The 24,247-nt window shown below is 71.0% G+C and carries 20 protein-coding genes; 11 read left to right on the top strand and 9 right to left on the bottom strand.

Annotation, left to right across the window (positions count from 1 at the left end):
* Positions 1-7 precede the first annotated feature (7 nt).
* From ACFV7R_RS03305 to ACFV7R_RS03335, 7 genes are all read right to left on the bottom strand, one after another.
* A complete protein-coding gene (locus ACFV7R_RS03305) occupies positions 8-1,027 on the bottom strand; it encodes an ABC transporter permease (RefSeq protein ID WP_385259317.1) in 1,020 nt (339 codons plus the stop codon).
* A complete protein-coding gene (locus tag ACFV7R_RS03310) occupies positions 1,024-2,541 on the bottom strand; it encodes a sugar ABC transporter ATP-binding protein (RefSeq protein WP_385259319.1) in 1,518 nt (505 codons plus the stop codon). The genes ACFV7R_RS03305 and ACFV7R_RS03310 overlap by 4 nt, the downstream gene beginning before the upstream one ends.
* A 92-nt stretch (positions 2,542-2,633) precedes the next feature.
* On the bottom strand, positions 2,634-3,815 hold the full coding sequence (locus ACFV7R_RS03315) for an ROK family protein (RefSeq protein WP_385259321.1): 1,182 nt from the start codon (positions 3,813-3,815) through the stop codon (positions 2,634-2,636).
* A gap of 172 nt (positions 3,816-3,987) precedes the next feature.
* Positions 3,988-4,665, bottom strand: a complete 678-nt coding sequence (locus ACFV7R_RS03320) for a GntR family transcriptional regulator (protein ID WP_385259323.1) — start codon at positions 4,663-4,665, stop codon at positions 3,988-3,990.
* A 143-nt stretch (positions 4,666-4,808) separates the two neighbouring features.
* Positions 4,809-5,747: a beta-ketoacyl-ACP synthase III gene (locus ACFV7R_RS03325; RefSeq protein ID WP_385259324.1), complete on the bottom strand. Its 939-nt coding sequence runs from the start codon at positions 5,745-5,747 to the stop codon at positions 4,809-4,811.
* Positions 5,748-5,889: 142 nt separating this feature from the next.
* Positions 5,890-6,021: a hypothetical protein gene (locus ACFV7R_RS03330; protein ID WP_385259327.1), complete on the bottom strand. Its 132-nt coding sequence runs from the start codon at positions 6,019-6,021 to the stop codon at positions 5,890-5,892.
* Entirely contained in the window at positions 5,993-7,321 is a 1,329-nt protein-coding gene (locus tag ACFV7R_RS03335) for an OFA family MFS transporter (protein ID WP_385259328.1), read from the bottom strand. Before ACFV7R_RS03335 ends, ACFV7R_RS03330 begins: the two co-directional genes overlap by 29 nt.
* A 227-nt stretch (positions 7,322-7,548) precedes the next feature.
* Here ACFV7R_RS03335 and ACFV7R_RS03340 point away from each other — a divergent pair, with 227 nt between their 5' ends.
* The 7 genes from ACFV7R_RS03340 to ACFV7R_RS03370 all read left to right on the top strand — a co-directional run bounded on the left by ACFV7R_RS03340 (position 7,549) and on the right by ACFV7R_RS03370 (position 17,363).
* On the top strand, positions 7,549-8,520 hold the full coding sequence (locus ACFV7R_RS03340) for a 2-dehydropantoate 2-reductase (protein WP_385259330.1): 972 nt from the start codon (positions 7,549-7,551) through the stop codon (positions 8,518-8,520).
* Positions 8,517-10,439, top strand: coding sequence for a molybdopterin oxidoreductase family protein (locus tag ACFV7R_RS03345; protein ID WP_385259332.1), 1,923 nt, complete (start codon positions 8,517-8,519; stop codon positions 10,437-10,439). Before ACFV7R_RS03340 ends, ACFV7R_RS03345 begins: the two co-directional genes overlap by 4 nt.
* Before the next feature lie 5 nt (positions 10,440-10,444).
* The gene (locus tag ACFV7R_RS03350; protein WP_385259741.1) at positions 10,445-12,262 is read left to right on the top strand and encodes an NAD(P)H-dependent oxidoreductase subunit E; all 1,818 of its coding nucleotides are present in this window, start codon (positions 10,445-10,447) and stop codon (positions 12,260-12,262) included.
* A complete protein-coding gene (locus tag ACFV7R_RS03355) occupies positions 12,259-13,119 on the top strand; it encodes a 2Fe-2S iron-sulfur cluster-binding protein (RefSeq protein WP_385259334.1) in 861 nt (286 codons plus the stop codon). Before ACFV7R_RS03350 ends, ACFV7R_RS03355 begins: the two co-directional genes overlap by 4 nt.
* A 17-nt stretch (positions 13,120-13,136) precedes the next feature.
* Positions 13,137-13,985, top strand: coding sequence for a formate dehydrogenase accessory sulfurtransferase FdhD (fdhD, locus tag ACFV7R_RS03360; protein ID WP_385259336.1), 849 nt, complete (start codon positions 13,137-13,139; stop codon positions 13,983-13,985).
* Between the two features lie 262 nt (positions 13,986-14,247).
* Positions 14,248-16,125 (top strand): exo-alpha-sialidase, encoded by a 1,878-nt coding sequence (locus tag ACFV7R_RS03365; protein ID WP_385259338.1) that lies wholly within the window; start codon positions 14,248-14,250, stop codon positions 16,123-16,125.
* A gap of 11 nt (positions 16,126-16,136) precedes the next feature.
* Entirely contained in the window at positions 16,137-17,363 is a 1,227-nt protein-coding gene (locus tag ACFV7R_RS03370; protein ID WP_385259339.1) for a DUF4185 domain-containing protein, read from the top strand.
* On the opposite strand, the gene ACFV7R_RS03375 is transcribed toward ACFV7R_RS03370, so the two are convergent.
* Entirely contained in the window at positions 17,299-18,339 is a 1,041-nt protein-coding gene (locus ACFV7R_RS03375) for a bile acid:sodium symporter family protein (RefSeq protein ID WP_385259340.1), read from the bottom strand. The two genes, ACFV7R_RS03370 and ACFV7R_RS03375, sit on opposite strands and share 65 nt — an antisense overlap.
* A 132-nt stretch (positions 18,340-18,471) precedes the next feature.
* Here ACFV7R_RS03375 and ACFV7R_RS03380 point away from each other — a divergent pair, with 132 nt between their 5' ends.
* The 3 genes from ACFV7R_RS03380 (at position 18,472) to ACFV7R_RS03390 (ending at position 22,354) form a co-directional block, all read left to right on the top strand.
* Positions 18,472-19,338 (top strand): LysR substrate-binding domain-containing protein, encoded by an 867-nt coding sequence (locus ACFV7R_RS03380; RefSeq protein ID WP_385259341.1) that lies wholly within the window; start codon positions 18,472-18,474, stop codon positions 19,336-19,338.
* 247 nt (positions 19,339-19,585) lie between these two features.
* Positions 19,586-21,412, top strand: a complete 1,827-nt coding sequence (locus tag ACFV7R_RS03385; protein WP_385259344.1) for an AMP-dependent synthetase/ligase — start codon at positions 19,586-19,588, stop codon at positions 21,410-21,412.
* 105 nt (positions 21,413-21,517) lie between these two features.
* Positions 21,518-22,354: an aldo/keto reductase gene (locus tag ACFV7R_RS03390; RefSeq protein WP_385259346.1), complete on the top strand. Its 837-nt coding sequence runs from the start codon at positions 21,518-21,520 to the stop codon at positions 22,352-22,354.
* A gap of 65 nt (positions 22,355-22,419) precedes the next feature.
* On the opposite strand, the gene ACFV7R_RS03395 is transcribed toward ACFV7R_RS03390, so the two are convergent.
* Complete coding sequence (locus tag ACFV7R_RS03395; protein WP_385259349.1) at positions 22,420-23,325, bottom strand: class I SAM-dependent methyltransferase; 906 nt, start codon at positions 23,323-23,325, stop codon at positions 22,420-22,422.
* Positions 23,326-23,465: 140 nt separating this feature from the next.
* On the opposite strand from ACFV7R_RS03395, the gene ACFV7R_RS03400 reads away from it, so the two are divergent.
* Positions 23,466-24,236, top strand: coding sequence for a phytanoyl-CoA dioxygenase family protein (locus ACFV7R_RS03400; protein WP_385259351.1), 771 nt, complete (start codon positions 23,466-23,468; stop codon positions 24,234-24,236).
* The last annotated feature ends 11 nt before the right edge of the window (positions 24,237-24,247 follow it).

Here is a 24,247-nt window from a genome sequence, read left to right on the forward strand (position 1 = left end):
CCTTTCCTCAGGTCGTGCTCGCGGTACGGCGCTGGACCAGCACGGCGGCGACGATGATCGCGCCCTTGGCGATCTGCTGGACGTCGCTCTGCAGGTTGTTCAGGGCGAAGATGTTGGTGATCGTGGTGAAGATCAGGACGCCGAGCACGGAGCCGACGATGGTGCCGCGGCCGCCGCTGAGCAGGGTGCCGCCGATGATCGCGGCGGCGATGGCGTCGAGTTCGTAGAGGTTGCCGTTGGTGTTCTGACCGGAGCCGGACAGGATGATCAGCAGGAAGGCAGCGATACCGCAGCACAGTCCGGACAGCAGGTAGAGGTAGAGCCGCTGGCGGCGGACGTCGATGCCGGCCAGCCGGGCCGCCTCCGAGTTGCCGCCGACGGCGACGGTGCGGCGGCCGAAGGTGGTGCGGTTCAGGATCAGCCAGCCGATGATCGTGACCACGGCGAAGACCAGGACGAGCGGCGGGATGCCGAGTATGTACGCGTCGCGTTCACCGAGGTCGAGGATGCCGTCGACGGTGACGATCTGCGTCTTGCCGTCGGTGATCTGCAACGCCAGTCCGCGCGCCGAGGCCAGCATGGCGAGGGTGGCGATGAACGGGACCATCCCGCCGTACGCGATGAGCAGTCCGTTGACCAGGCCGCAGCCGAGGCCGACGAGCACCGAGGTGAAGAGGATGCCGCCGAAGCCGTACTCCTGGGTGGCGACGGTGGTCGCCCACACGGAGGCGAGCGCGACGATCGCGCCCACGGAGAGGTCGATGCCGCCGGAGGTGATGACGAAGGTCATGCCGACGGTGACGACGCCGATCACCGAGGCCTGGGTGAGGACGAGTTGGAGGTTGCGGGTGTCGAGGAACTCGTCCGGCTTGGTGATGCCGCCGATGACGACCAGCGCGGCGAGCACGCCGAGAAGGGACAGGGTGCGGACATCGGCGCGGGCCATGAGGCCGCGCCAGGCGGGGAGTTGACCGACCGGCGGCACCTTGTCGGTGCTGCCCCGCGGCGGGGAGACGGGCTGCGTCATGACGCCGGGCTTCCTTCCATCACGAGGTCGAGTACGCGGTGTTCGTCGAGTTCACGGGCGGGGGCGGTGTGGACGACGCGGCCCTCGCGGAGCACCAGGACGCGGTCGGCCAGGCCCAGCACCTCGGGTACTTCACTGGAGACCAGCAGGACGGCGAGCCCCTCGTCGGCGAGGCGGCGGACCACCGCGTAGAGCTCGGCGCGGGCGCCCACGTCGACTCCGCGGGTGGGTTCGTCCAGCAGCAGGACGCGGCAGCCTCGCAGCAGCCAGCGGGCCAGGACGGCCTTCTGCTGATTGCCGCCGGAGAGGGTGCGCACCGGCACGGAGGGGTTGTCGGGCCGCAGCGACAGTTCGCGGGTCGCCGCCCGTGCGGCGCCCAGCTCTGCTCCGCGGTCGATCCAACCGCCGCGGGAGAAGCGGGACATGGAGGAGACCGAGACGTTACGGGTGACCGACTCCAGCATCAGCAGGGCCTGCGCCTTGCGTTCCTCGGGCGCGAGTCCGAGTCCGGCGCGGACGGCGGCGCGCACGCTGCCGGGTTTCAGCGGCCGTCCGTCGACCAGCACCTGGCCGGAACTCGGCTTGCGGGCACCGTAGATCGTCTCCAGGATCTCGGACCGCCCGGAGCCGACGAGCCCCGCCAGACCGACGATCTCGCCGGGCCGCACGCTCAGGTCCAGCGCCTCGAACTCGCCGTCCCGGGCCAGTCCCCGGACCTCGAGCAGCGGCTCGCCCTGCGCCGGTGCGGCCGGCCGGTCGGGGAAGACGTACTCGACGTTGCGTCCGGTCATCAGCGCCACCACCTCACGCGTCGGCGTCGACTTCGCGGGCAGTCCGCCCGCCACCGCCCGCCCGTCCTTCAGCACGGTGACCCGGTCGCCGATGCGGCGGATCTCCTCCAGGCGGTGCGAGATGTAGACGACGGCGACACCGTCGGCGGTGAGGTCGCCGACGATCCGGAAGAGGTTGTCGACCTCGTCGGGGTCGAGGGCGGCGGACGGTTCGTCCATCACGATCAGCCGTACGTCGTGGGAGAGCGCGCGTGCCATGGAGACGATCTGCTGCTGGGCCGCCGACAGCTCGCCGACCAGACGTGCGGGGTCTATCTCGGGATGCCCGAGTCGCTTCAGCAGCTGGGCGGTCGACGCCTTGGCGGACTTTCGCCGTACGACGAAACCGGCGGCCGTGGGTTCATGGCCCAGGTGTACGTTCTCGGCCACCGACAGGTGCTCCACCAGGTCGAGTTCCTGGTAGATGGTGGCGATGCCGAGGCGCATGGCGGCGATGGGCGAGCGGAGGGTGACCGCCTCGCCGCGCCAGCGGATCGTGCCGTCGTCGGGCTGGTGGGCGCCCGCCAGGACCTTGATGAGCGTGGACTTCCCGGCGCCGTTCTGGCCGAGCAGACAGTGCACTTCACCGGCCTGGACGTCGAGGTCGACGCCGTCCAGGGCGCGGACGCCGGGGAACGACTTGGTGATGCCGGACATGCTGAGCAGCGGTGGTTCTGGTGCCATGTGGGTTCCCCTTGGCGGGCGTGCGGGCCGGTTCAGGGCAGGGCGAAGCAGAGCAGCGTGCGGTGCTGGACGAACTGTGGTGCGAGGTCTCGTTACGCGGGTGAGAACAGGTGGTCGCTGATCAGTCGGGCCGCGCCGATGACTCCGGCGGTGGGGCCCAGCTCCCCCAGAACGATGGGCAGGTTGCCGGTCGCCAGGGGCAGCGACTGGCGGTAGACCTGGGTACGGATCGCGGCGAGCAGGGTGTGGCCGAGGCCGGTCACCCCGCCGCCGATCACCACCAGGCCGGGGTTGAAGAAGCTGACCAGGCCGGCGATGACCTGGCCGGTGCGGTTGCCGCCCTCGCGGATCAGCTCGAGGGCGGTGGCGTCGCCGGCGGCGGCCGCGGCGGCGACGTCGATCGCGGTGAGGTCGCCGTTCGCCTCCAGCCTGGTCGCGAGCTCGGCGGAGAGCCCCTGTTGAGCCGCCTCCAGCGCGTCGCGGGCGAGTGCCGCACCGCTGAAGTGGGCCTCCAGGCAGCCCCGGTTGCCACAGGCGCACGGACGTCCGTCGGGCACGGCCTGGATGTGCCCGATGTCGCCCGCGGAACCGGTCGTGCCGCGGTGGACCGCACCGCCGACGACGATGCCGCAGCCGATGCCGGTCCCGATCTTGACGCAGAGGAAGTCGCCCACGGAGCGGGCGACGCCCGCGTGCATCTCCCCCATCGCCATCAGGTTCACGTCGTTGTCGACCATGACCGGACAGCCGAGTTCCTGGCTGAGCGCCTCCCGCACCGGGAAGCCGTCCCAGCCCGGCATGATCGGCGGCGCCACGGGGACGCCCTCGGGGAACCGGACCGGGCCGGGGACGCCGATGCCGGCGCCGTCGAAGCCCTCGGCGAGCCCCGACGCCTTCAGCTTGGCGGCCATGGCCAGGACCTGCTCGAAGACCGCGACGGGACCCTCGCGCACCTCCATCGGCTGGGTGATGTGCCCCAGGATCTCCAACTCGGCGTTGGTGACCGCGACATCGATGGAGGTCGCGCCGATGTCGACGCCGAGGAAGCGCAGGTTCGGCGCCAGCCGGATGTTGTGCGAGCGGCGTCCGCCGCGCGAGGCGGCGAGTCCGTCGGCGACGACCAGGCCCGTCTCCAGGAGCCGGTCCACCTCCACGGCCAGCTTGGACCGCGACAGGTCGACCTGGTCGCCCAGCTGTGCCCGGGAGTTGGGCCCACCGTCGCGCAACAGCTTCAGCAGCCTGGCCTGGTGGGCGTTCGCGGGTCGTGCCGTCATGCGTCTCACAAGCCCCTCCCCGCCTCGAATCGGCCATCGCTGTCCGGCTTTCGAGGGGAACGTAGCAGCGGCTGCCGGAGGGGGGAAGAAGTCGCGCAGGAATTCGCGCAGACTTCTTCCACTGACAGGACAAAGGCCCGGCACCCCCAGGTGCCGGGCCGATGACGAGCGGTCAGGACTCCGCTCGCGCGTGGTACGACCGCCGCGTGTGTTCCGTGTGTTCCCGCATGAGCTGCGTGGCACGCTGCTCGTCCCGTTCGGTGATCGCGGCGATCAGGGCCCGATGCTCGATCCAGGACTGCTTGCCGCGCTGCCGGGCGACCGGCGTGTAGTACCAGCGCACCCGGCGGTCCACCTGGGCGGCGAGTTCGGCGAGGACCGCGTTCCCCGCCAGTTCCATGATCTTCGCGTGGAAGCGGGCGTTGAGCGCGACGGCGCCGTCCACGTCGTCGGCGGCGACCGCCCCCTCACCCTCGGCGCACAGCTCCTCCAGGGCGGCGACACCCGCGCTGCCCGCATTGGCGGCGGCGAGCCGGGCCGCCTCGGCCTCCAGGAGCGTACGGACCGTCAGCAGTTGGTCGGCCTCCTCCTCGGTGGGCTCGTGCACGAACGCGCCCTGGGCGGGCCGCAGATCGACCCAGCCTTCGGTGTTCAGCCGCTGCAACGCCTCGCGCACCGGCTGCCGGGAGACGCCGAGATGTCCGGCCAGTTCGCTCTCGACCAGGTGCTGACCGGGCTGGAGGGCGCGGGTGGTGATGAGTTCCAGCAGCGCCTCGTAGACGCGATCACGCAGCGGACCGGGCCGTTCGAGCTTGGGCACCGCCCCCTGCGGCAGTCCTGTCGACAACATCGGTCCCCCTCCTCGGCAGGCCGTGCACAGCAGCCGTAAGCCAATGGAAAGACAGTATCAATTGTCTTTCGTCTACAGTCTACGGCGCACAAGTGCCAGGTCCCGGCGGAGTCGATCGCGTCACATCCTGCGGTCCGCGCAGGTCAGGGACACCGGACGACCTGCCCGGCGTACGACAGGTTCCCACCGAAGCCGAACAGCAGCACCGGATCCCCGGTCGAGATCGCGCCCTGCTCCACCAGCTTGGAGAACGCCAGCGGGATGCTGGCGGCCGAAGTGTTGCCGGACTCGGAGACGTCGCGCGCGACGACCGCGTTCACCGCGCCGAGCTTCTCGGCGAGCGGCTCGATGATGCGCAGGTTGGCCTGGTGCAGCACGACGGCGGCGAGGTCCTCGGGGGCGAAGCCGGCACGCTCGCAGGCCTGGCGGGCGAGGGGCGGCAGTCGGGTGGTCGCCCAGCGGTAGACGCTCTGGCCCTCCTGCGCGAACCGCGCGGGCTCGCCCTCGATACGCACGGCGTGCCCCATCTCGGGCATGGATCCCCACAGCACAGGACCCACACCCGGCTCCTCGGCGGCCTCCACGACGGCGGCCCCCGCTCCGTCGCCGACGAGCACACACGTCGTCCGGTCCGTCCAGTCGGTGACGTCGGACATCTTGTCGGCGCCGATGACCAGCGCCCGGCTCGCCGCACCCGCGCGCACGGTGTGGTCGGCGGTCGCGAGGGCGTGGGTGAAACCGGCGCACACCACGTTGATGTCCATCGCGGCGGGACGGGGGATGCCGAGCCGGGCGGCGACACGGGCGGCCATGTTCGGGGAGCGGTCGACGGCCGTCGAGGTGGCGACGAGGACCAGGTCGATGTCGCCGGGAGCCCGTCCGGCCGCCGCGAGCGCCTTGGCCGCGGCGTGTGCGGCCAGCTCGTCGACCGGCTCGTCGGGGCCGGCGATGTGCCGGGTCCGGATGCCGACCCGGGACGTGATCCACTCGTCGCTCGTGTCGACCATGCCCGCCAGGTCCTCGTTCGTGAGCACTCTGGCGGGCTGGTAGTGGCCGACGGCGGTGATCCGCGAGCCCTTCATGGTGATCCCCTCCTTGCTGCGGTTGACAGGGATCACCAGTCTGATCAGTGACTCATGGGTACGACGGCACGTGAAGCCACAGGAATCGACCACCCGGATTGTCGGCTTCCCTCAGGTTCCCGGACGTCCGACGACCTCCTGGTCACCCGGTGAACAGCTGGGTGGCCTTCCGTACGAGTTCGTACAGGCCGTACGCGAGCGGCGCCCCCACCCACAGCCAGGCGAAGGCGATCAGGGGACGCCGGTCAGGCGGACTCTGGCTGTCGTCGGACATCGGCGGCCTCCCTCGGGGCGGACACGTGGTGGCGGGGGTGGACGGGGCGGACCAGCTCGTTGGCGACGAAGCCGACGACGAGCAGTCCGATCATGATGACGAACGACAGCCCGTACAGGGACGCGCCGTGCTTGCCGGCCTCCTCCTGCCGGTCGGCGATCCAGTTGACGATCAGCGGACCGAGCACACCGGCCGTGGACCAGGCGGTGAGCAGCCGTCCGTGGATGGCGCCGACCTGGTAGGTGCCGAAGAGGTCCTTCAAGTAGGCGGGGATGGTGGCGAACCCGCCGCCGTAGAAGGACAGGATCACCAGCGCGCACAGGATGAACAGTGGCTTGGAGGAGTCGCCGAACAGCGCGATGAGCAGGTACATCAACGCGCCCGCGCCGAGGTAGACGCGGTAGATGTTCTTGCGCCCGATCAGGTCGGACGTCGACGACCAGCCGATGCGGCCCGCCATGTTGGCCGCCGAGAGCAGGGCGACGAATCCGGCGGCCGCCGTCACCGAGACCGGCGTGGAGGTGTCGGCGAAGAAGTCCGTGATCATCGGTGCGGCCTTCTCCAGGATGCCGATGCCGGCGGACACGTTCATGCAGAGCACGACCCACAGACACCAGAACTGCGGGGTGCGCACGGCGTTTCGCGCCGACACCTGCACGCCCTCGACCACGCTCGGCCCGTCGGCCACCGGCTTCTCGGTCCGCGGCACCCGCACCAGCAGCACGCCGAGCAGCATGAACACGGCGTACGACAGCCCGTGCACAAGGAAGGCGAGCGCGATCCCGGAGTGGTCCGAGCCGAACGACTCCAGCATCTGGGCCGACCAGGGGGAGGCGATGAGCGCGCCACCGCCGAAGCCCATGATGGCGATGCCGGTGGCCATGCCGGGCCGGTCCGGGAACCACTTGATCAGTGTGGAGACGGGCGAGATGTAGCCGATGCCCAGGCCGATCCCGCCGACGAAGCCGTAGCCGAGGACGATCAGCCAGTACTGCTCCGTCGCCGCACCGAGCGCGGAGAGCAGAAAGCCCGACGAGAAGCACACCAGTGCCACCGTCATCGCCCAGCGCGGCCCGTTGCGCTCCACGAGCGTGCCGCCGAACGCGGCCGACAGACCGAGCATGACGATGCCGAGCTGGAAGGGCAGCGCACTCTGCGTGCCGCTGAGACCGAGCGCGGATTCGAGCGGCGGCTTGAACACGCTCCAGGCGTAGGCCTGGCCGATGGACAGGTGGACGGAGAGCGCGGCGGGCGGCACCAGCCACCGGCTCCATCCCGGGGGTGCGACGGGGGGACTCATGATCCCGAACGGTAGGAAGGAAGAAGGGAGTTGAGAAGTCGACGCGTCGACCGTATGCGGTGAACGGTATCCCGGGCGCGACGAACGGTCAGCGCTCGAACTCTTGCCGACCCAACTTCCATACTGTAGACAATATTTCGTCGACAAGACATGAAACCGCCGTCGACCACCCCGGACCCACCCCGACCACCTCCGCGGTATCCCTCAAACCGAACGGAGTTGTCCCCGTGAAAGTCGCAATCCTCGGCGCCGGTGCGATCGGCGCCTACGTCGGCGCCGCGCTCCACCGCGCGGGTGCCGATGTGCATCTCATCGCCCGTGGACCGCATCTGGCGGCCATGAGGCAGCACGGAGTGCAGGTGCTCAGCCCGCGCGGCGACTTCACCGCGCACCCCCACGCCACCGACGACCCGGCCGAGGTCGGCCCGGCCGACTATGTCTTCCTGGGCCTGAAGGCCAACTCGTACGCGGCGTGCGGGCCGCTGATCGAGCCGCTGCTGCACGACACCACGGCGGTCGTGGCCGCCCAGAACGGCATCCCCTGGTGGTACTTCCACCGGCACGGCGGCCCCCACGACGGCCACCGCGTCGAGAGCGTGGACCCCGACGGCGCGGTCAGTGCGGTGCTCGCGCCCGAACGGGCCGTCGGCTGTGTCGTCTACGCGGCCACCGAGCTCGAAGGGCCGGGTGTCGTACGGCACCTGGAAGGCACCCGGTTCTCCATCGGCGAGCCCGACCGCAGCGTGTCCCGGCGGTGTCTCGCCCTCAGCGAGGCCATGCAGACCGGCGGGCTGAAATGCCCGGTCGAGCCGGACCTGCGCAACGACATCTGGCTGAAGCTGCTCGGCAACATCTCCTTCAACCCGATCAGCGCGCTGGCCCGCGCGACCATGCGGCAGATGTGCCTGCACGGCGGCACCCGCAGGGTCATCGAGATCATGATGACCGAGACGCTCGCGGTCGCCGAGGCCCTCGGCTGCACGGTGGGCGTCTCCATCGAACGCCGCCTCGCGGGCGCCGAGAAGGTCGGCGACCACCGCACCTCCACGCTCCAGGACCTGGAGCGCGGCAAGCCGCTGGAACTCGACGTACTCCTGGCCGCCGTCGTCGAGTTGGCGGACATCACCGGCGTGGACGTGCCCACCCTGCGCACCGTGCACGCCATCTCGGACCTGCTCGCGCTGAGGAGCGCCGCATGAGGAAACGCCAGTCCACGAAGACGTACACCCGGCTCACCCACCCCCTGGTCCGCGACTCCCGCGACGAGCCGCTGCGCCGGGCCACCTGGGACGAGGCGCTCGAGCGGACCGCCCGGGGCCTGGCGGCAGCCCGCGGCGCGTTCGGCATGTTCTCCTGCGCCCGCGCCACCAACGAGATGAACTACGTGGCGCAGAAGTTCGCCCGTGTGGTCATGGGCACCAACAACGTCGACTCCTGCAACCGCACCTGCCACGCGCCGAGCGTCGCGGGCCTGTCCGCCGCCTTCGGCTCGGGCGGCGGGACCTCCTCGTACGAGGAGATCGAGCACACCGACGTCATCGTGATGTGGGGCTCCAACGCCCGCTTCGCGCACCCGATCTTCTTCCAGCACGTACTGAAGGGGATCAGGAACGGCGCCCGGATGTACGCGGTCGACCCGCGGCGGACGAGCACCGCCGAGTGGGCGGAGAGCTGGCTCGGCCTGAACGTCGGCACGGACATCCCGATGGCGCACGCGATCGGCCGCGAGATCATCCACGCCGGTCTGGCCAACGAGGCGTTCATCGAGCGGGCGACCAGCGGCTTCGAGGAGTACCGGGCGCTCGTCGAGCCCTGGACGCTCTCCCTCGCCGAGAAGGTGACCGGCGTACCCGCCGCCGCCATCCGGGAGTTGGCGCACGCCTACGCCCGAGCCGAGCGCGCCCAGCTGTGCTGGACCCTCGGCATCACCGAGCACCACAACGGCACCGACAACGTCCGCGCCCTGATCAACCTGTCCCTGCTGACCGGCCACGTCGGCCGCTACGGCGCCGGGCTCCAGCCGCTGCGCGGCCAGAACAACGTCCAGGGCGGCGGCGACATGGGGGCCATCCCCAACCGCCTGCCCGGCTTCCAGGACATCCTCGACGCGGACACCCGGCTGAAGTTCGAGTCGGCCTGGGACACCGTCATCCAGCCGCACTACGGGCTGAACCTGACCGAGATGTTCGAGGCGATGGAGGAGGGCACGCTCAGGGCCGTCTACTGCATCGGCGAGAACCCGGCGCAGTCGGAGGCGGACAGCGGGCAGGCGGTACGGCGGCTGCAGGCCCTGGACTTCCTGGTCGTCCAGGACATCTTCCTGACGAAGACCGCCGAACTGGCCGACGTCGTCCTGCCCGCCACCGCCGGCTGGGCGGAGACCGAGGGCACGACCACCAACAGCGAGCGCCGGGTCCAGCGCGTACGCCGGGCCGTGACCCCGCCCGGCGAGGCCCGCGAGGACATCGACATCATCTGCGACCTGGCGGCCCGGCTCGGCCACGAATGGAAGTACGCCGACGCCGAGGCGGTCTGGAACGAGCTCAGGTCGGTGTCCCCGGACCACTACGGGATGACCTACGAGCGCCTGGAGGACCACCAGGGCATCCAGTGGCCCTGCCCCAGCACCGAGCGGCTCGAACCGTCCTATCTGCACGGCCGGCTGTGGGAGTCCGACCCGGCGAAACGGGGCCGGCTCGCACCCTTCGGGCTGGTGCAGCACGATCCGCCCGTCGACCTCACCGACGAGGAGTACCCGATCCGGCTCACCACCGGGCGGCGGCTCGACTCCTACAACACCGGTGTGCAGAGCGGCGGTTTCGCCTCCCCGCTCCGGCGCGGCGAGTACGTCGAGCTGTGCCCGGAGGACGCCGAGCGGTACGGGGTCGTGGTCGGCGAGGAGGTCCGGGTGACCTCACGGCGCGGCTCGGTCATGGCGCCGGTGTGGGTCGACCCGGCGCTGCGGCCCGGGCTCGCCTTCATGACCATGCACTTTCCCGACGAGGTGGACACCAACCAGCTCACGATCGAGGCGAACTGCCCGATCGCGGGGACGGCGGAGTTCAAGGCGTCGGCGATCCGGATCGAGAAGCTCCCCGTCGCGACCATCGTGAGGTGACGCAAGTGGACCTGCACTTCGGCGACAGCAAACCGACGGACGACGAACGGGCGGCCGTCGACGCCCTGCTCGGGCCTCCGGAGTCCTCCTGGGAGGGCGCCGACCGCTCCGATGCCGACCTGAGGTGGGCGCGCGGCGGCCGCGAGGCCCGGGACCGTCGCGACCTGCTGTTGCCGGGGCTGCATGCGATCAACGACCGGGTCGGCTGGATCAGCGAGGGCGCCCTGGACTACCTGTGCCGCCGGCTGACCGTGCCGCCGGCGGAGGCGTACGGGGTGGCCACCTTCTACGCCATGTTCTCCGTCCGGCCGCGCCCTGCGACCGTGCTCCATGTGTGCACGGACCTGGCGTGCCAGGCCGCCGGGGCGGCGGAGCTGTGCGCGGGGGTCGAGGCCCGGCTGGGGCCCGGGGTCTCCGTCGAGCGCAGCCCCTGCCTGGGCCTGTGCGAACGTGCCCCGGCCGCGCTCGCGATCAGGGCGGGGGATCCGGTCCGTACGGCCGTCTCGGCGCCGACGACCGTGCACGAGGCCGTCCTCGCCGCCACCTCGCCCGGCTCGGCGCCCGAGGAGCCGCCGGCCGCGCTGGCGGTGCCCCAGGCGGGCTCCCCCGGGCTGACGCTCCTGCGCCGGGTCGGCGTGGTGGACCCGTCCTCGCTCGACGACTACCGCGCCCACGGCGGCTACACCGCCCTGCGCCGCGCCTTCGAGCTCGGCCCCGCCGGAGTCATCCGCGAGGTCACCGACTCCGGCCTGGTCGGACGCGGCGGCGCCGCCTTCCCGACCGGCCGCAAGTGGCAGGCCACGGCATCCCAGCCGGACCACCCGCACTACCTCGTCTGCAACGCCGACGAGTCCGAGCCGGGCACCTTCAAGGACCGCGTGATCATGGAGGGCGACCCGTACGCGCTGGTCGAGGCGATGACCGTCGCGGCGTACGCGACCGGCGCGCACAAGGGCTACCTCTACCTGCGCGGCGAGTACCCACGCGCCCTGCACCGCCTGGAGCACGCCATCACCCAGGCACGCGCGCGTGGCCTGCTCGGCGACGACGTCCTCGGCCAGGGGTACGCCTTCGACATCGAGATCCGGCGGGGCGCGGGCGCGTACATCTGCGGTGAGGAGACGGCGCTGTTCAACTCCATCGAGGGCTACCGGGGCGAGCCGCGCTCGAAACCGCCGTTCCCCGTGGAGAAGGGCCTGTTCGGCAAACCGACGGTGGAGAACAACGTCGAGACGCTGGTCAACGTGCTGCCGATCCTGACGATGGGGGCACCGGCGTACGCGGCGATCGGCACGGAGAAGTCCACCGGACCGAAGCTGTTCTGCGTGTCGGGGAGTGTGGAGCGGCCCGGGATCTACGAGCTCCCCTTCGGTGCCACCCTGGGCGAGCTGCTGGAGCTGGCCGGGGTGCGCGAGGGCCTGCGGGCCGTGCTCCTCGGCGGCGCCGCGGGCGGCTTCGTACGCACCGACGAGCTCGGCATCCCGCTCACCTTCGAAGGCACCCGCGAGGCCGGCACGACGCTCGGTTCGGGGGTCGTCATGGCCTTCGACGACACCGTCCCGCTGCCCCGGCTGCTGCTGCGCATCGCCGAGTTCTTCCGCGACGAGTCGTGCGGGCAGTGCGTGCCGTGCCGGGTCGGGACGGTGCGGCAGGAGGAGGCGCTGCACCGGATCGCGGAGCGCACGGGCGCCGCTGCCGCCGACGACATCGCACTGCTCGGGGAGGTCGGCCGCGCGATGCGGGACGCCTCCATCTGCGGTCTGGGACAGACCGCGTGGAACGCCGTGGAATCCGCCATCGACCGTCTGGGGGCGTACGAATGACCGCGATACCGCTGGGAGTGCCGCGCCGGCTGGTCGAGTTCACCATCGACGGCGAGGAGGCCCGCGTCCCGGAGGGTTCGACCGTCCTCGACGCCTGCCGGGCCGCCGGGAAGGACATCCCGACCCTCTGCCAGGGCGACACCCTGACGCCCAAGAACGCCTGCCGGGTCTGCATGGTGGAGGTCGAGGGCTCCCGCACCCTGGTCCCGGCCTGTTCCCGCAGGGCGGAGCCCGGCATGGCGGTGCACACCGACACCGAGCGCGCCCGGCACAGCCGCAAGCTGGTCCTCGAACTCCTCGCGTCCTCGGTCGACTTGTCGACCACTCCCCAGGTCGCCGGGTGGCTCAAGGAGTACGAGGCGAAGCCGGACCGCTTCGGACCGGATGCGGCCCGCATCGACGAGGAGCCGAAGGTCGACAACGATCTGTATGTGCGTGACTACGACAAGTGCATCCTCTGCTACAAGTGCGTCGACGCCTGCGGCGAGCAGTGGCAGAACACCTTCGCGATCTCCGTCGCGGGCCGGGGCTTCGACGCCCGGATCGCGGTGGAGCACGACGCCCCGCTCACCGACTCCGCGTGCGTGTACTGCGGGAACTGCATCGAGGTGTGCCCGACGGGAGCGCTGTCCTTCAAGTCGGAGTTCGACATGCGGGCGGCGGGCACCTGGGACGAGTCGCAGCAGACCGAGACGACCACCGTCTGCGCGTACTGCGGAGTGGGCTGCAACCTCACGCTGCACGTGCAGGACAATGAGATCGTGAAGGTCACCTCGCCGCACGACAACCCGGTGACCCACGGCAACCTGTGCATCAAGGGCCGCTTCGGCTACCAGCACGTACAGAACCGGGACTGATCGGGACTGATGGGGACATGGGACGAGTCACGGAACGACGCAAGGTGATCCGCATCCGGGACGGGGCGGTCTCCGCCCGTCCGGACACGCTCGTCGCCGAGGAACCCCTGGAGATCCGGCTGAACGGCAAGCCGCTCGCGATCACCATGCGCACCCCGGGCGACGACTTCGCGCTCGCCGCGGGGTTCCTGGTGAGCGAGGGTGTACTGGCCGAGCGGACGGACCTGCAGAACATCGTCTACTGCGCCGGGGCGACACAGGACGGCTCGAACACGTACAACGTGGTGGACGTGAAGACCGCGCCGGACGTCGCGATTCCCGACATCACGCTGGAGCGGAACGTCTACACCACCTCCTCCTGCGGGCTGTGCGGCAAGGCGAGCCTGGACGCGGTCCGTACGACGGCCCGCTGGCCCATCGCCGACACTCCCCCGGTCCGGGTGGAGCCCGAGCTGCTCGCAAGCCTCCCCGACCGGCTGCGCGCGGCCCAGCGGGTCTTCGACCGGACCGGGGGTCTGCACGCGGCGGCCCTGTTCGCCGAGGACGGGGAGCTGCTCGACATACGGGAGGACGTGGGCCGGCACAACGCGGTCGACAAGTTGGTCGGCCGCGCCCTGCAGAACGGCGGTCTGCCCCTGTCCCGCACGATCCTGCTGGTGTCCGGCCGCGCCTCCTTCGAGCTGGCACAGAAGGCCGTGATGGCGGGCATCCCGGTACTGGCCGCGGTCTCGGCGCCCTCGTCGCTGGCCGTGGACCTGGCCGTGGAGAGCGGGCTGACCCTGGTGGGCTTCCTGCGGGGCAGCTCCATGAACGTGTACGCGGGCGAGGACCGCATCGCCCTGCGGACCGCGGCCGCCCAGGGCTGACGGTTCCCCGCGGCACGGCGGCGGGACCCCGACCGGCGGGGAGCGCCCCCTGCGCCGCAGGGGTCCCGCCTCACATCTTGTCATGAGCGCGCCCAATTTCGTGACGAGGTTTCAGTTGACGTGCGCTCAGACCACCACTCCCCCAGTCGTGTTGTCCCAGCACGTTTCTTGTGGTGTGTCGCTGCCACCAACTACCCTCTGTGACGCGTAGGTTCGACGTGGGATGTCCCGATGTTCTGACAAATGAAGGGCGGGTCACTGCATGCCGTCGAGACTTCGCGCACGTCTGAGAGCCACCCTCACCGCGGGCGTCGTCATGACGGCGACAGCCGTCCTGCCCGACCCCGTGCAAGCCCAACCCACCACTGCCGCCCCGCAGTTCGAGCAGCAGGCGCTCTTCAGGACGTCGCAGGATCCCGGCTACGCCTGCTTCCGGATCCCGGCCATCGTGCAGACCACCGAGGGCACGCTGCTCGCGTTCGCCGAGGGCCGCGTCCTCAACTGCGGAGACGCGGCCGACATCGACATCGTGATGAAGCGCTCCACCGACGGCGGCCGCACCTGGGGCCCGCTCCAGGTCGTCAATGACGGCGCCGGCGACACCCACGGCAACCCGGCCCCGATCGTCGACCGCGAGACCGGCCGGATCCTGCTGGCCCAGACCTACAACACGGGCCGTACGGACAGCGGCAACTGTGAGGTCCCGTGCGACCGCCGGCCCCATCTGCAGTACAGCGACGACGACGGCCGCACCTGGTCCGATCCGCGCGGCCTCAGCCCGCAGATCATGCCCGCGCACTGGAACTCCTGGTACGCCACCGGTCCCGTGCACGGCATCCAGCTCACTCGGGGCAGCCACGCCGGCCGGCTGGTCTTCGGCGTCAACACCGAGACCTGGGACGGCACCAGGGTCACCGGGAACCACGCCGCCCTCATCGTGAGCGACGACGGCGGCGACACCTGGCGGGTCGGCGCCAACGACTCCTGGCCGATCGCGTTCGACGGCACCTTCCGGCAGAAGCCCTCGGAAGTCACCCTGACCGAGCACACCGACGGCTCGCTCCTGGTCAGCGGCCGCGAACAGGACGGTATCGACTTCGGTCACCGCACCCAGACCGTCAGCCGCGACGGCGGCGACAGCTTCGCCACCCGCTTCCGGTCCGTCCCCGACCTCTACGCACCCCAGGTCCAGGGCGCCACACTGCGCCTGGGTGACCGCATGCTGCTGTCCTCCCCCGGTGACCCCGACCGTCGCCGGACGATGATGATCCGCTCCTCCTACGACGGCGGCCGCACCTGGGAGAGCGTGGACCGCGGCACCGTGGTCACCCAGGACTGGTCCGGCTACTCCGACCTGGCGCCGATCGACGACAGCACCGTCGGCCTGCTGTACGAGGCCGGCACGGTCGACGCCCGCGACGAGATCCGCTTCGCCCGCTTCAACGAGGAGTGGCTGAAGCCGCGCCGCGGCGCCGACCCGACCACGCCCGACCATGCCGTGCTCGGCGAGCCGGCGGCCGTGCTCGGCGGCGCCGAGCGCACCAGCGGCGTATCGGGCGGCGCGCTGGCCTTCGACGGCACCGACGACGCCGTACGTCTGCCGTACCGCCCCCAACTTCCGCTCGACACCAAGGAGTTCACCGCATCGCTGTGGTTCCGCTACACCGCCGAGAGCGGAGAGCAGCCGCTGCTGTGGATGGGTGGGGTGGGTACCAGCCAGCCCCAGGTCTGGCTGCGCGGTGAGCCCGCCGCGGGCCGGGTACGCGGCCTGATCAATACCCGGGAGGACGCGACGACCGTACGGTCGGCATCCGTGGACACCACCGCCGCCCACAACGACGGCCGGTGGCACCACCTCGCACTGCGCCGTGGCGACGGGCGGCTGACCCTGTTCATCGACGGCAGGCCCAGCAGCACGGCGGACGTGCCCGGCTCCGTGAGCCGCAACTCGCCGTTCGGCGTGCACATCGGCCAGAGCATGGACAGCCGGGCCTTCTTCACCGGGGCCATCGACGAGGTCCGCGTCTGGGACCGGGCGCTCAGCGACAGCGAGATCGCCGACGTACACCAGACGCACACCGGCCCGGACTTCGACAACGTGCTGTGGCTCCCCATGGACCAGGTGGCCGCCGCCCGCTAACGTCCCGGAACGTGCCCGACGACATACGTGCACGACAGCGGACGGGAGCCGGGGTCGGTCTGCTGCTGACCCTGGTTCTCGCGGCCGTGCTGCTCACCGCCCTCCCGGACGACGACCGGGAGGGCGGCGGCGCATGCGAGGCCCGTACGATCGCGTCCTGGTCGGCGAACGACGCGCTGACCGCCGAGTTCGCCCGCTACGGCGACGACGCGACCCGCACCGACGACTGGACCGGCGGCGACGGCACCCACTCGCTGCGGCTGCCGGACGGCCGGGTGCTGTGGCTGTTCTCGGACACCTACCTCGGCCCCGTGCACGCCCCGCCCAACCCGTCCGGCGAGTCGTACGCCTGGCGCGACACGACGGCGCCGCTGGTGCGCAACTCGGCGGTGGTGATGTCCGACGGCCGCCTGAGTACGACACTGCCCGCGCCCCTCTTCCCCGACCCGGCCCCGAACCAGTGGCGCTGGCCGGTCGCCGCCCGGGTCGAGCCGCGCTCCCCCGGCTCCTCGGAGCAGGTCGTACGGGTGCTGCTGTGGACGCGCGCGGCGGGTCAGGCGCCGTGGATCTACGGCGTGCCCCTCGCCACCGAGGTGGCCACGCTGTCCCTGCCGGACCTGCGCGTCGAGGGCATCGCCAGGGTGTCCGACCAGCAGCGGGTGCCGGACCCGTCCCGGCGTGTGCTGTTCGGGACGACGCTGCTGACGGACGGCGGCTGGACCTACGTCTTCGGCGGCAACGACGGACAGGCCGCGTCCCGCCCGACCTCCTCCGCGTATGTGGCGCGAGTACCGGCGGGCGGGCTCGCCGACCCCGCCGCCTGGGAGTACTGGGACGGCTCCGCATGGGTCACCGGGTCGCGTCCGGCTCCGGTGCTCGGGGACCAGCGGCGCACCGGTGTGGGCAGCGCGTTCTCGGTGGTCCGGGACGAGGACACGTACGTGCTGTTCACCATGGCCGCCGGAGCACGAGGGCTGACCACGGTGACGTCGTACTGGGCCTGCTCGCCCACCGGGCCGTGGCACGGGCCGACCCGCAGCTTCAGCCCACCGCTGCCCGCCGGTGGGGTCGCCGCGTACAACCCGCAGGCGCATCCCGACGTCGGCGGCGGGGCTCGCCTCGTCCTGAGCTACGACGTCAACTGGCTGGCGACCACGGGCGCGTCCGCGCAGATCAACGGGAACGTGAGCCTGTACCGACCGCGGTTCGTGACGCTGCGGCTGGCGGCGGCGCGGTGAGCGGCTCGACGGGGTCGCGGGAGCGGCGTTTGGCGATCACCGCGCACACCATCAACTGCATCTGGTGGAAGAGCATCAGCGGCAGCACGGCCAACGACGCCTCGGCCCCGAACAGCACGCTCGCCATGGGCAGTCCGGAGGCCAGCGACTTCTTCGAGCCGGCGAACTGGATGGTGATGCGGTCCTCCCGGTTGAAGCCCAGCGCCTTGGCGCCGTACCAGGTCAGGGCGAGCATCACGGCGAGCAGCACCGCCTCGACGGCGAGCAGTCCGCCCAGCCGGGCGGGGCTGACCTGGTGCCAGACGCCCTGGACCATGCCCTCGCTGAACGCGGTGTAGACGACCAGGAGGATCGACCCGCGGTCGACGAGGCCGAGGCCCTTCCGGTGGCGGGTGACGAACCGTCCGATCCAGCGGCGCAGCAGCTGCCCGGCCAGGAACGGCACAAGGAGTTGCAGCACGATCTTCACGATCGAGTCCGTGGTGAACCCGCCGGCGCTGCCGCCGAGCAGCGCGGCCGCCAGGAGCGGGGTGACGACGATGCCCGCCAGGGAGGAGAAGGAGCCGGCGCAGATCGCGGCGGGCACGTTGCCCCGGGCCATCGAGGTGAAGGCGATCGACGACTGGATGGTCGACGGGACGAGGGTGAGGAAGAGCAGGCCCGTCCACAGCGAGTGGGTGAGAAACACCGGCACCAGTCCGCGGGCGGCGAGGCCGAGCAGCGGGAAGATCACGAAGGTGCAGGCGAGGACGGTGACGTGCAGCCGCCAGTGCCTGAGCCCGTCCAGGGCCTCGCGGGTGGACAGCCGGGCGCCGTAGAGGAAGAAGAGAAGGGCGATCGCGGCGGTGGAGGCGCCGGAGGCCACCTCGGCACCCGTACCGCGCGCCGGGAGGAGCGCCGCGAGGCCCACCGTCCCGAGCAGCAGCAGGATGTACGGGTCGATCGGCAGCCAACGCGGCCATCGCAGGCGTTTCACGGTGCTCCACTTGCTTGTGCTCGGGCGGTACGGGAGCCAAGAGGCCCCCTCTCCATCGTGCTCCTCGGCACGTCGATCGGGAATCCGGCATACCACTCTGACTGTCATCACGATCGGCGATAGGCTGGCACCGTGTACGACCCTTCCCACCTGCGGACGTTTCTCGCGGTGGCCCAGACGCTGAGCTTCACCCAGGCCGCGCGGCGGCTGGGGCTGCGCCAGTCGACCGTCAGCCAGCACGTACGCCGGCTGGAGGACGCCACCGGACGGCAGCTGTTCAGCCGGGACACCCACTCCGTGCAACTGACGGAGGACGGCGAGGCGATGCTCGGCTTCGCGCGCCGGATCCTGGAGGTGCACGAGCAGGCCACGGCGTTCTTCACCGGCACCCGGCTGCGCGGCCGACTGCGCTTCGGCGCCTCGGAGGACTTCGTGCTGACCCGGCTGCCGGAAATCCTGGAGAGGTTCCGGCACGACCACCCCGAGGTCGACCTGGAGCTCACCGTCGAACTGTCGGGGACGCTGCACGAGCAGCTCGCGGCCGGAAAGCTGGACCTGGTGCTGGCCAAGCGGCGGACCGAGGATCCGCGCGGGGAGCTGGTCTGGCACGACCGGCTGGTCTGGATCGGCGCGGAACGCCTGCGCCTCGACCCCGACCGTCCGGTCCCGCTGATCGTCTATCCCCCGCCCGGCATCACCCGCGAGCGCGCCCTGGATGCGCTTCAGCGGCAGGGCCGCGAGTGGCGCATCGCCTGCACCAGCGGAAGCCTCAACGGCCTGATCGCGGCCGCCCGCGCGGGCCTCGGCGTGATGGCCCACTCCCGGGGCTTCGTCCCGCCCGGCCTGGTCCGGGTGCCCGACCGCTTCGGCCTGCCCGAGCTCGGCCAGGTCGACTTCGTCCTGATCCACGGCCACCGCCGGCCCTCCGCCGCCCAGGGGCCCGCCGACGCCCTGGCCACGGCGATCCTGGCGGCGGGCGACCGGCTGCACCGGCGCTGACGTTCCGGCCGGCGCGGGGCCGTAATCGGGTCGTACAGATTCCGTGGAGATTACGGCACCGAAACTTACTCCACCGTCAGGAATCTGTCCGACCCTTCCCCTTGTGCGCGCATTTTCCCCGCTGACCAGCGCATACCTGAGCACTGCTCGGCTTTTCGCCCCCCTCCCGTCACGACGGCGTGTGGGGTAGCTTTCACCGCCTGTGCGGAGCGTCACAGAGAGCCGTCACAGAGAGCGGGGAACGGGTTTGCGCGAGTTCACCAATCCTCCCTTGGCGTTGGCGCCCCCGGTGGGCGGTCTGGCCGACGCCGTCTTCGAGCACGCCCAGGAGGACCCGCTCCACATCTCGCTCGGCCGCAAGGACGAGTCGGGGCAGTGGCGGGACGTGACCGCGGCCGAGTTCCGCGACGAGGTCCTCGCCCTCGCCAAGGGCCTGCTCGCCGAGGGCGTCCGGTTCGGCGACCGGGTCGCCATCATGTCCCGCACCCGCTACGAGTGGACGCTGTTCGACTTCGCGCTGTGGACGATCGGCGCCCAGGTGGTGCCGGTCTATCCGACCTCGTCGGCCGAGCAGTGCTTCTGGATGCTGTACGACGCGGAGGTGACGGCCGCGATCGTCGAGCACGAGGACCACGCGATGACGATCGCCACGGTCATCGACCGGCTCCCCCGGCTGCGCCGGCTGTGGCAGCTCGACGCGGGTGCGGTCCAGGAGCTGTACGACGCGGGCGCCCACCTCGACGACGAGATGGTGCACCGGCACCGCAAGGCGGTCACCCCGGACTCGGTCGCGACCGTCATCTACACGTCGGGGACGACCGGCCGCCCCAAGGGCTGCGTCATCTCGCACGGCAACTTCATGTACGAGGCGGACACCGTCATCGAGCGCTGGGAGCCGGTGTTCCACTCCAAGAAGGGTGACGAGGCGGCGACGCTGCTCTTCCTGCCGCTCGCCCATGTCTTCGGCCGGATGGTGGAGGTCGCCGCCATCCGCGGCAAGGTCCGCTTCGGCCACCAGCCGCAACTCAACGCCGCGGCCCTGCTGCCCGACCTGGCCGCCTTCAGGCCGACGTTCATCCTCGCGGTGCCGTACATCTTCGAGAAGGTCTTCAACGCCGCCCGCCGCAAGGCGGAGCGGGAGGGAAAGGCCGGGCCGTTCGAGAAGGCCGTCGACATCGCCGTGCGGTACGCGGACGCGGTGGAGGCCAAGGCATGGGGGATCGGGCCCGGTCCGTCGGCGGGTCTGCGCATGCAGCACCAACTCTTCGACAAGCTCGTCTACTCCAAGGTCCGTGACGCGCTGGGCGGCCGGGTGCGCAACGCGATGTCGGGCGGCTCGGCGATGGACCGGCGGCTCGGGCTGTTCTTCGCGGGCGCGGGCGTGCCGATCTACGAGGGGTACGGCCTGACCGAGTCCACGGCGGCCGCGACGGCCAACCCGCCGCACCGCACCAGGTACGGCACGGTCGGGCAGCCCATCCCCGGCATGACCGTGCACATCGCGGACGACGGCGAGATCTGGCTGCGCGGCCCGAACGTCTTCCAGGGCTATCTGAACAACCCCAAGGCCACCGACGAGACCCTGCACGACGGCTGGCTGGCCACCGGCGACCTGGGGTCCCTCGACGAGGACGGCGTCCTCACCATCACCGGCCGCAAGAAGGAAATCCTCGTCACGTCGGGCGGCAAGAGCGTCTCGCCGGGACTGCTGGAGGAACGCGTACGCGACCACCCGCTGGTCGCCCAGTGCATCGTCGTCGGCAACGACCGCCCGTACGTCGCGGCCCTGGTCACCCTGGACCAGGAGGCCGTCGAGCACTGGCTCCAGATGCGCAACAAGCCCCGCCTGTCCCCCGCCGAACTGGTGCGTGACCAGGATCTGGAGACCGAGGTGCGGCGCGCGGTGGTCGCCGCGAACACGCTTGTCTCGCAGGCCGAGTCGATCCGCACCTTCCGTATCCTCGCGCAGCCGTTCACCGAGGAGCACGGACTGCTCACCCCGTCCCTGAAGCTGAAGCGGAAGGCGATCGAGAAGGCGTACGCGAACGAGGTGAGCGCCCTGTACCAGACGTGAGGCGCGGATCTGATTCCGGCGGATTCCGCGGTCAGGAATGCACGGGGGCTCGTGATCGTTGACGATGGGAGTACCACCTGACGACAACCGAAGGATCAAGAGCTCGTGAGCAGCAAGGTCCCCCCGATCATCCTCAACAACGGCGTCGCGATGCCCCAGCTGGGTTTCGGCGTCTGGCAGGTGCCGGACGACGAGGCGGAGCAGGCGGTCGCCACGGCGCTGGAGGCCGGGTACCGCAGCATCGACACAGCGGCGATCTACGGCAACGAAGAGGGCACCGGCAAGGCCATCGCCGCCGCCGGTCTCCCCCGCGAGGACCTCTTCGTCACCACCAAGCTCTGGAACAGCGACCAGGGGTACGAGTCCGCTCTGCGCGCTTTCGACGTCTCCCTCGGCAAGCTCGGCCTGGAGTACGTGGATCTGTACCTGATCCACTGGCCGTTGCCGTCCAGGGGCAAGTACGTCGACACGTACAAGGCCTTCGAGAAGCTCCACTCCGACGGCCGGATCCGCGCCATCGGCGTCTCCAACTTCCTGCCGGAGCATCTGGAGCGGCTGATCGCCGAGACATCGGTCATCCCCGCGGTCAACCAGATCGAGCTGCACCCGCACCTCCAGCAGCATGCCGCCCGTGAGTACCACGCGGAGCAGGGCATCCACACCGAGGCCTGGTCGCCGCTCGGCCAGGGCAGGGGCCTGCTGGAGGTTCCGGCGATCGTGGCCATCGCCCAGAAGCACAACCGCACGCCCGCCCAGGTCGTGCTGCGCTGGCACCTCCAGCTCGGCAACATCGTGATCCCGAAGTCCGTGACGCCGTCCCGGATCCAGGAGAACATCGACGTCTTCGACTTCTCGCTGGACACCGAGGACCTCGCGGCGATCAGCGCGCTCAACGAGGACCGGCGGCTGGGCCCGGATCCGGCCGCCTTCGACATGGGCTGACGCACCTGCCGAAGCGCCCCGGGAACCCCACCGGTTCCCGGGGCGCTTCGCACATGTCAGTCGGTCTACAGGGTCCTGGTCGCCGTGTGGACCGTGTGCGCCGCCAGGAGGAAGACGTCCGGACGGTGATGGACGCTCGCCTTGTCGTCGGGGTCGAGGAGCCGGTCCAGGGTGGCGCGGTCGGTGGCGTCGAGTTGGTCGTCGAAGGCGTCGCGCAGCCGGGACAGGGAGGCGGCGATGTAGTCGCGGGCCCGGCCGGTCGCCGGGGCGGGCAGGTCCAGCAGAAAGCTGCGGGTGCCGGTGGGCTTCAGGCCCGCCGCGGTCATCAGCGCCGGCCAGTCCTCCGTCTCGGCGACGGCACCGGGCAGGGACGAGCGCATCTGCGCGAACCGCTCCTCCTCCAGCGCGTCGAGCCGCGCCTGCAGTCCGGGGCGGCCGATGCCGATGTCACGCGGCAGGAACCGGGAGGGCAGCCCGCCCTCCATGAGGGCGAGCGTGCCGCCGGGTGCCAGGTACCCGGCGAAGGCGGCGAGCGCGGCCCGCTGGTCGCCGAGGTGGTGCAGACTCCGGCTGGCCCACAGCAGGTCGGCGGGGTAGTCCAGATCGCCGAGGACCTCGGGAAGGTCACCCGGGAGCGTGGCGAAGCGGTCGGCGACGCCCAGCCGCTTCGCCCGGGCACCGGCCCGCTCCAGCAGCGGCTCGGCGCCGTCGACCGCGACGACCCGGGCACCCGGGAAGGCCTCGGCCAGCAGACAGGCGACGACACCGGGACCGCTGCCCGCGTCGACGATCAGCCCCGGGTCGGTCTGCCGCTTCGCGAGCCAGGCCAGCGCCCGCTCGTACAGCGGGGTGAACAGCTCCGCCTGCGCTTCCAGCAGCGGGCCCGTCTCGGCCCAGTCGATGTCGGCGTGGTCGTGATGACCATGGCCGTGATGGTGCCGGCCGTGATCGTGTTCGTGGTCGTGCGCCATGGTGGTCAGCCTCTCCTCCGGATACGGCCAGCGTGCGGCGGCGCACCACCAGGGGGCAAGTTCCGTTGCCGGAACTGCAAAGAGACGGGCGTCAGAAAATGGGATGCGGACGCACGCCGGACTCACCCACCATGGCCGGCATGGACGACGAGACGGTGGAGCGGTTCCTCGAGGACGGGTTCGTGAGGATCGAGGGTGCCTTCCCGCCACGCGTCGCCGAGGACTGCGCGCGGCTGCTGTGGCGGGAGACGGGATACGACCCGGAGGACCCCGGCACGTGGAAGGACCCGGTGCACTGGGTGGCCGCGATGGCGCAGGGCCCGTTCGCCGCCGCCGCCAACTCCCCCGTGCTGCACGAGGCGTTCGACGTGCTGGTCGGCGCGGGTCGCTGGGTGCCGCGCTATGCGCTGGGCAGTTTCCCGCTGCGGTTCCCGCACGAGGAGGAGCCGGACGACGCGGGCTGGCACATCGAGGGCAGTTACCTTCCCGAGGGCGCGACCCTGTGGCACACCAACGTGCGGTCGAGGGACCGTGCCCTGCTGATGCTGTTCCTGTTCAGCGAGGTGACCGAGGCGGACGCCCCGACCCGCATCAGAGTCGGCTCGCATCTCGACGTACCGCCGGTCCTGGAGCCGTACGGCGAGACGGGCGCCTCCTTCCTGGAGCTCGGCCCGAAGGTGGACACGGCCTCCGCACACCGCCCGCGGACGTACGCCACCGGCCGTCCCGGCGACGTGTACCTCTGTCATCCGTTCCTGGTGCACGCCGCCCAGCCGCATCACGGCACCCGGCCCAGGTTCATGGCGCAGCCGCCGCTGCATCCGGCGCAGCAGGTGGAGCTGGACCGGGCCGACGGGGACTACTCGGCCGTGGAGTTCGCGATCCGCCGGGGTCTGTCCCGGGAGGGATGACCCCGGCGGAC

It is taken from the genome of Streptomyces sp. NPDC059866, from assembly GCF_042731325.1.
GTDB lineage: Bacteria > Actinomycetota > Actinomycetes > Streptomycetales > Streptomycetaceae > Streptomyces > Streptomyces flavusporus.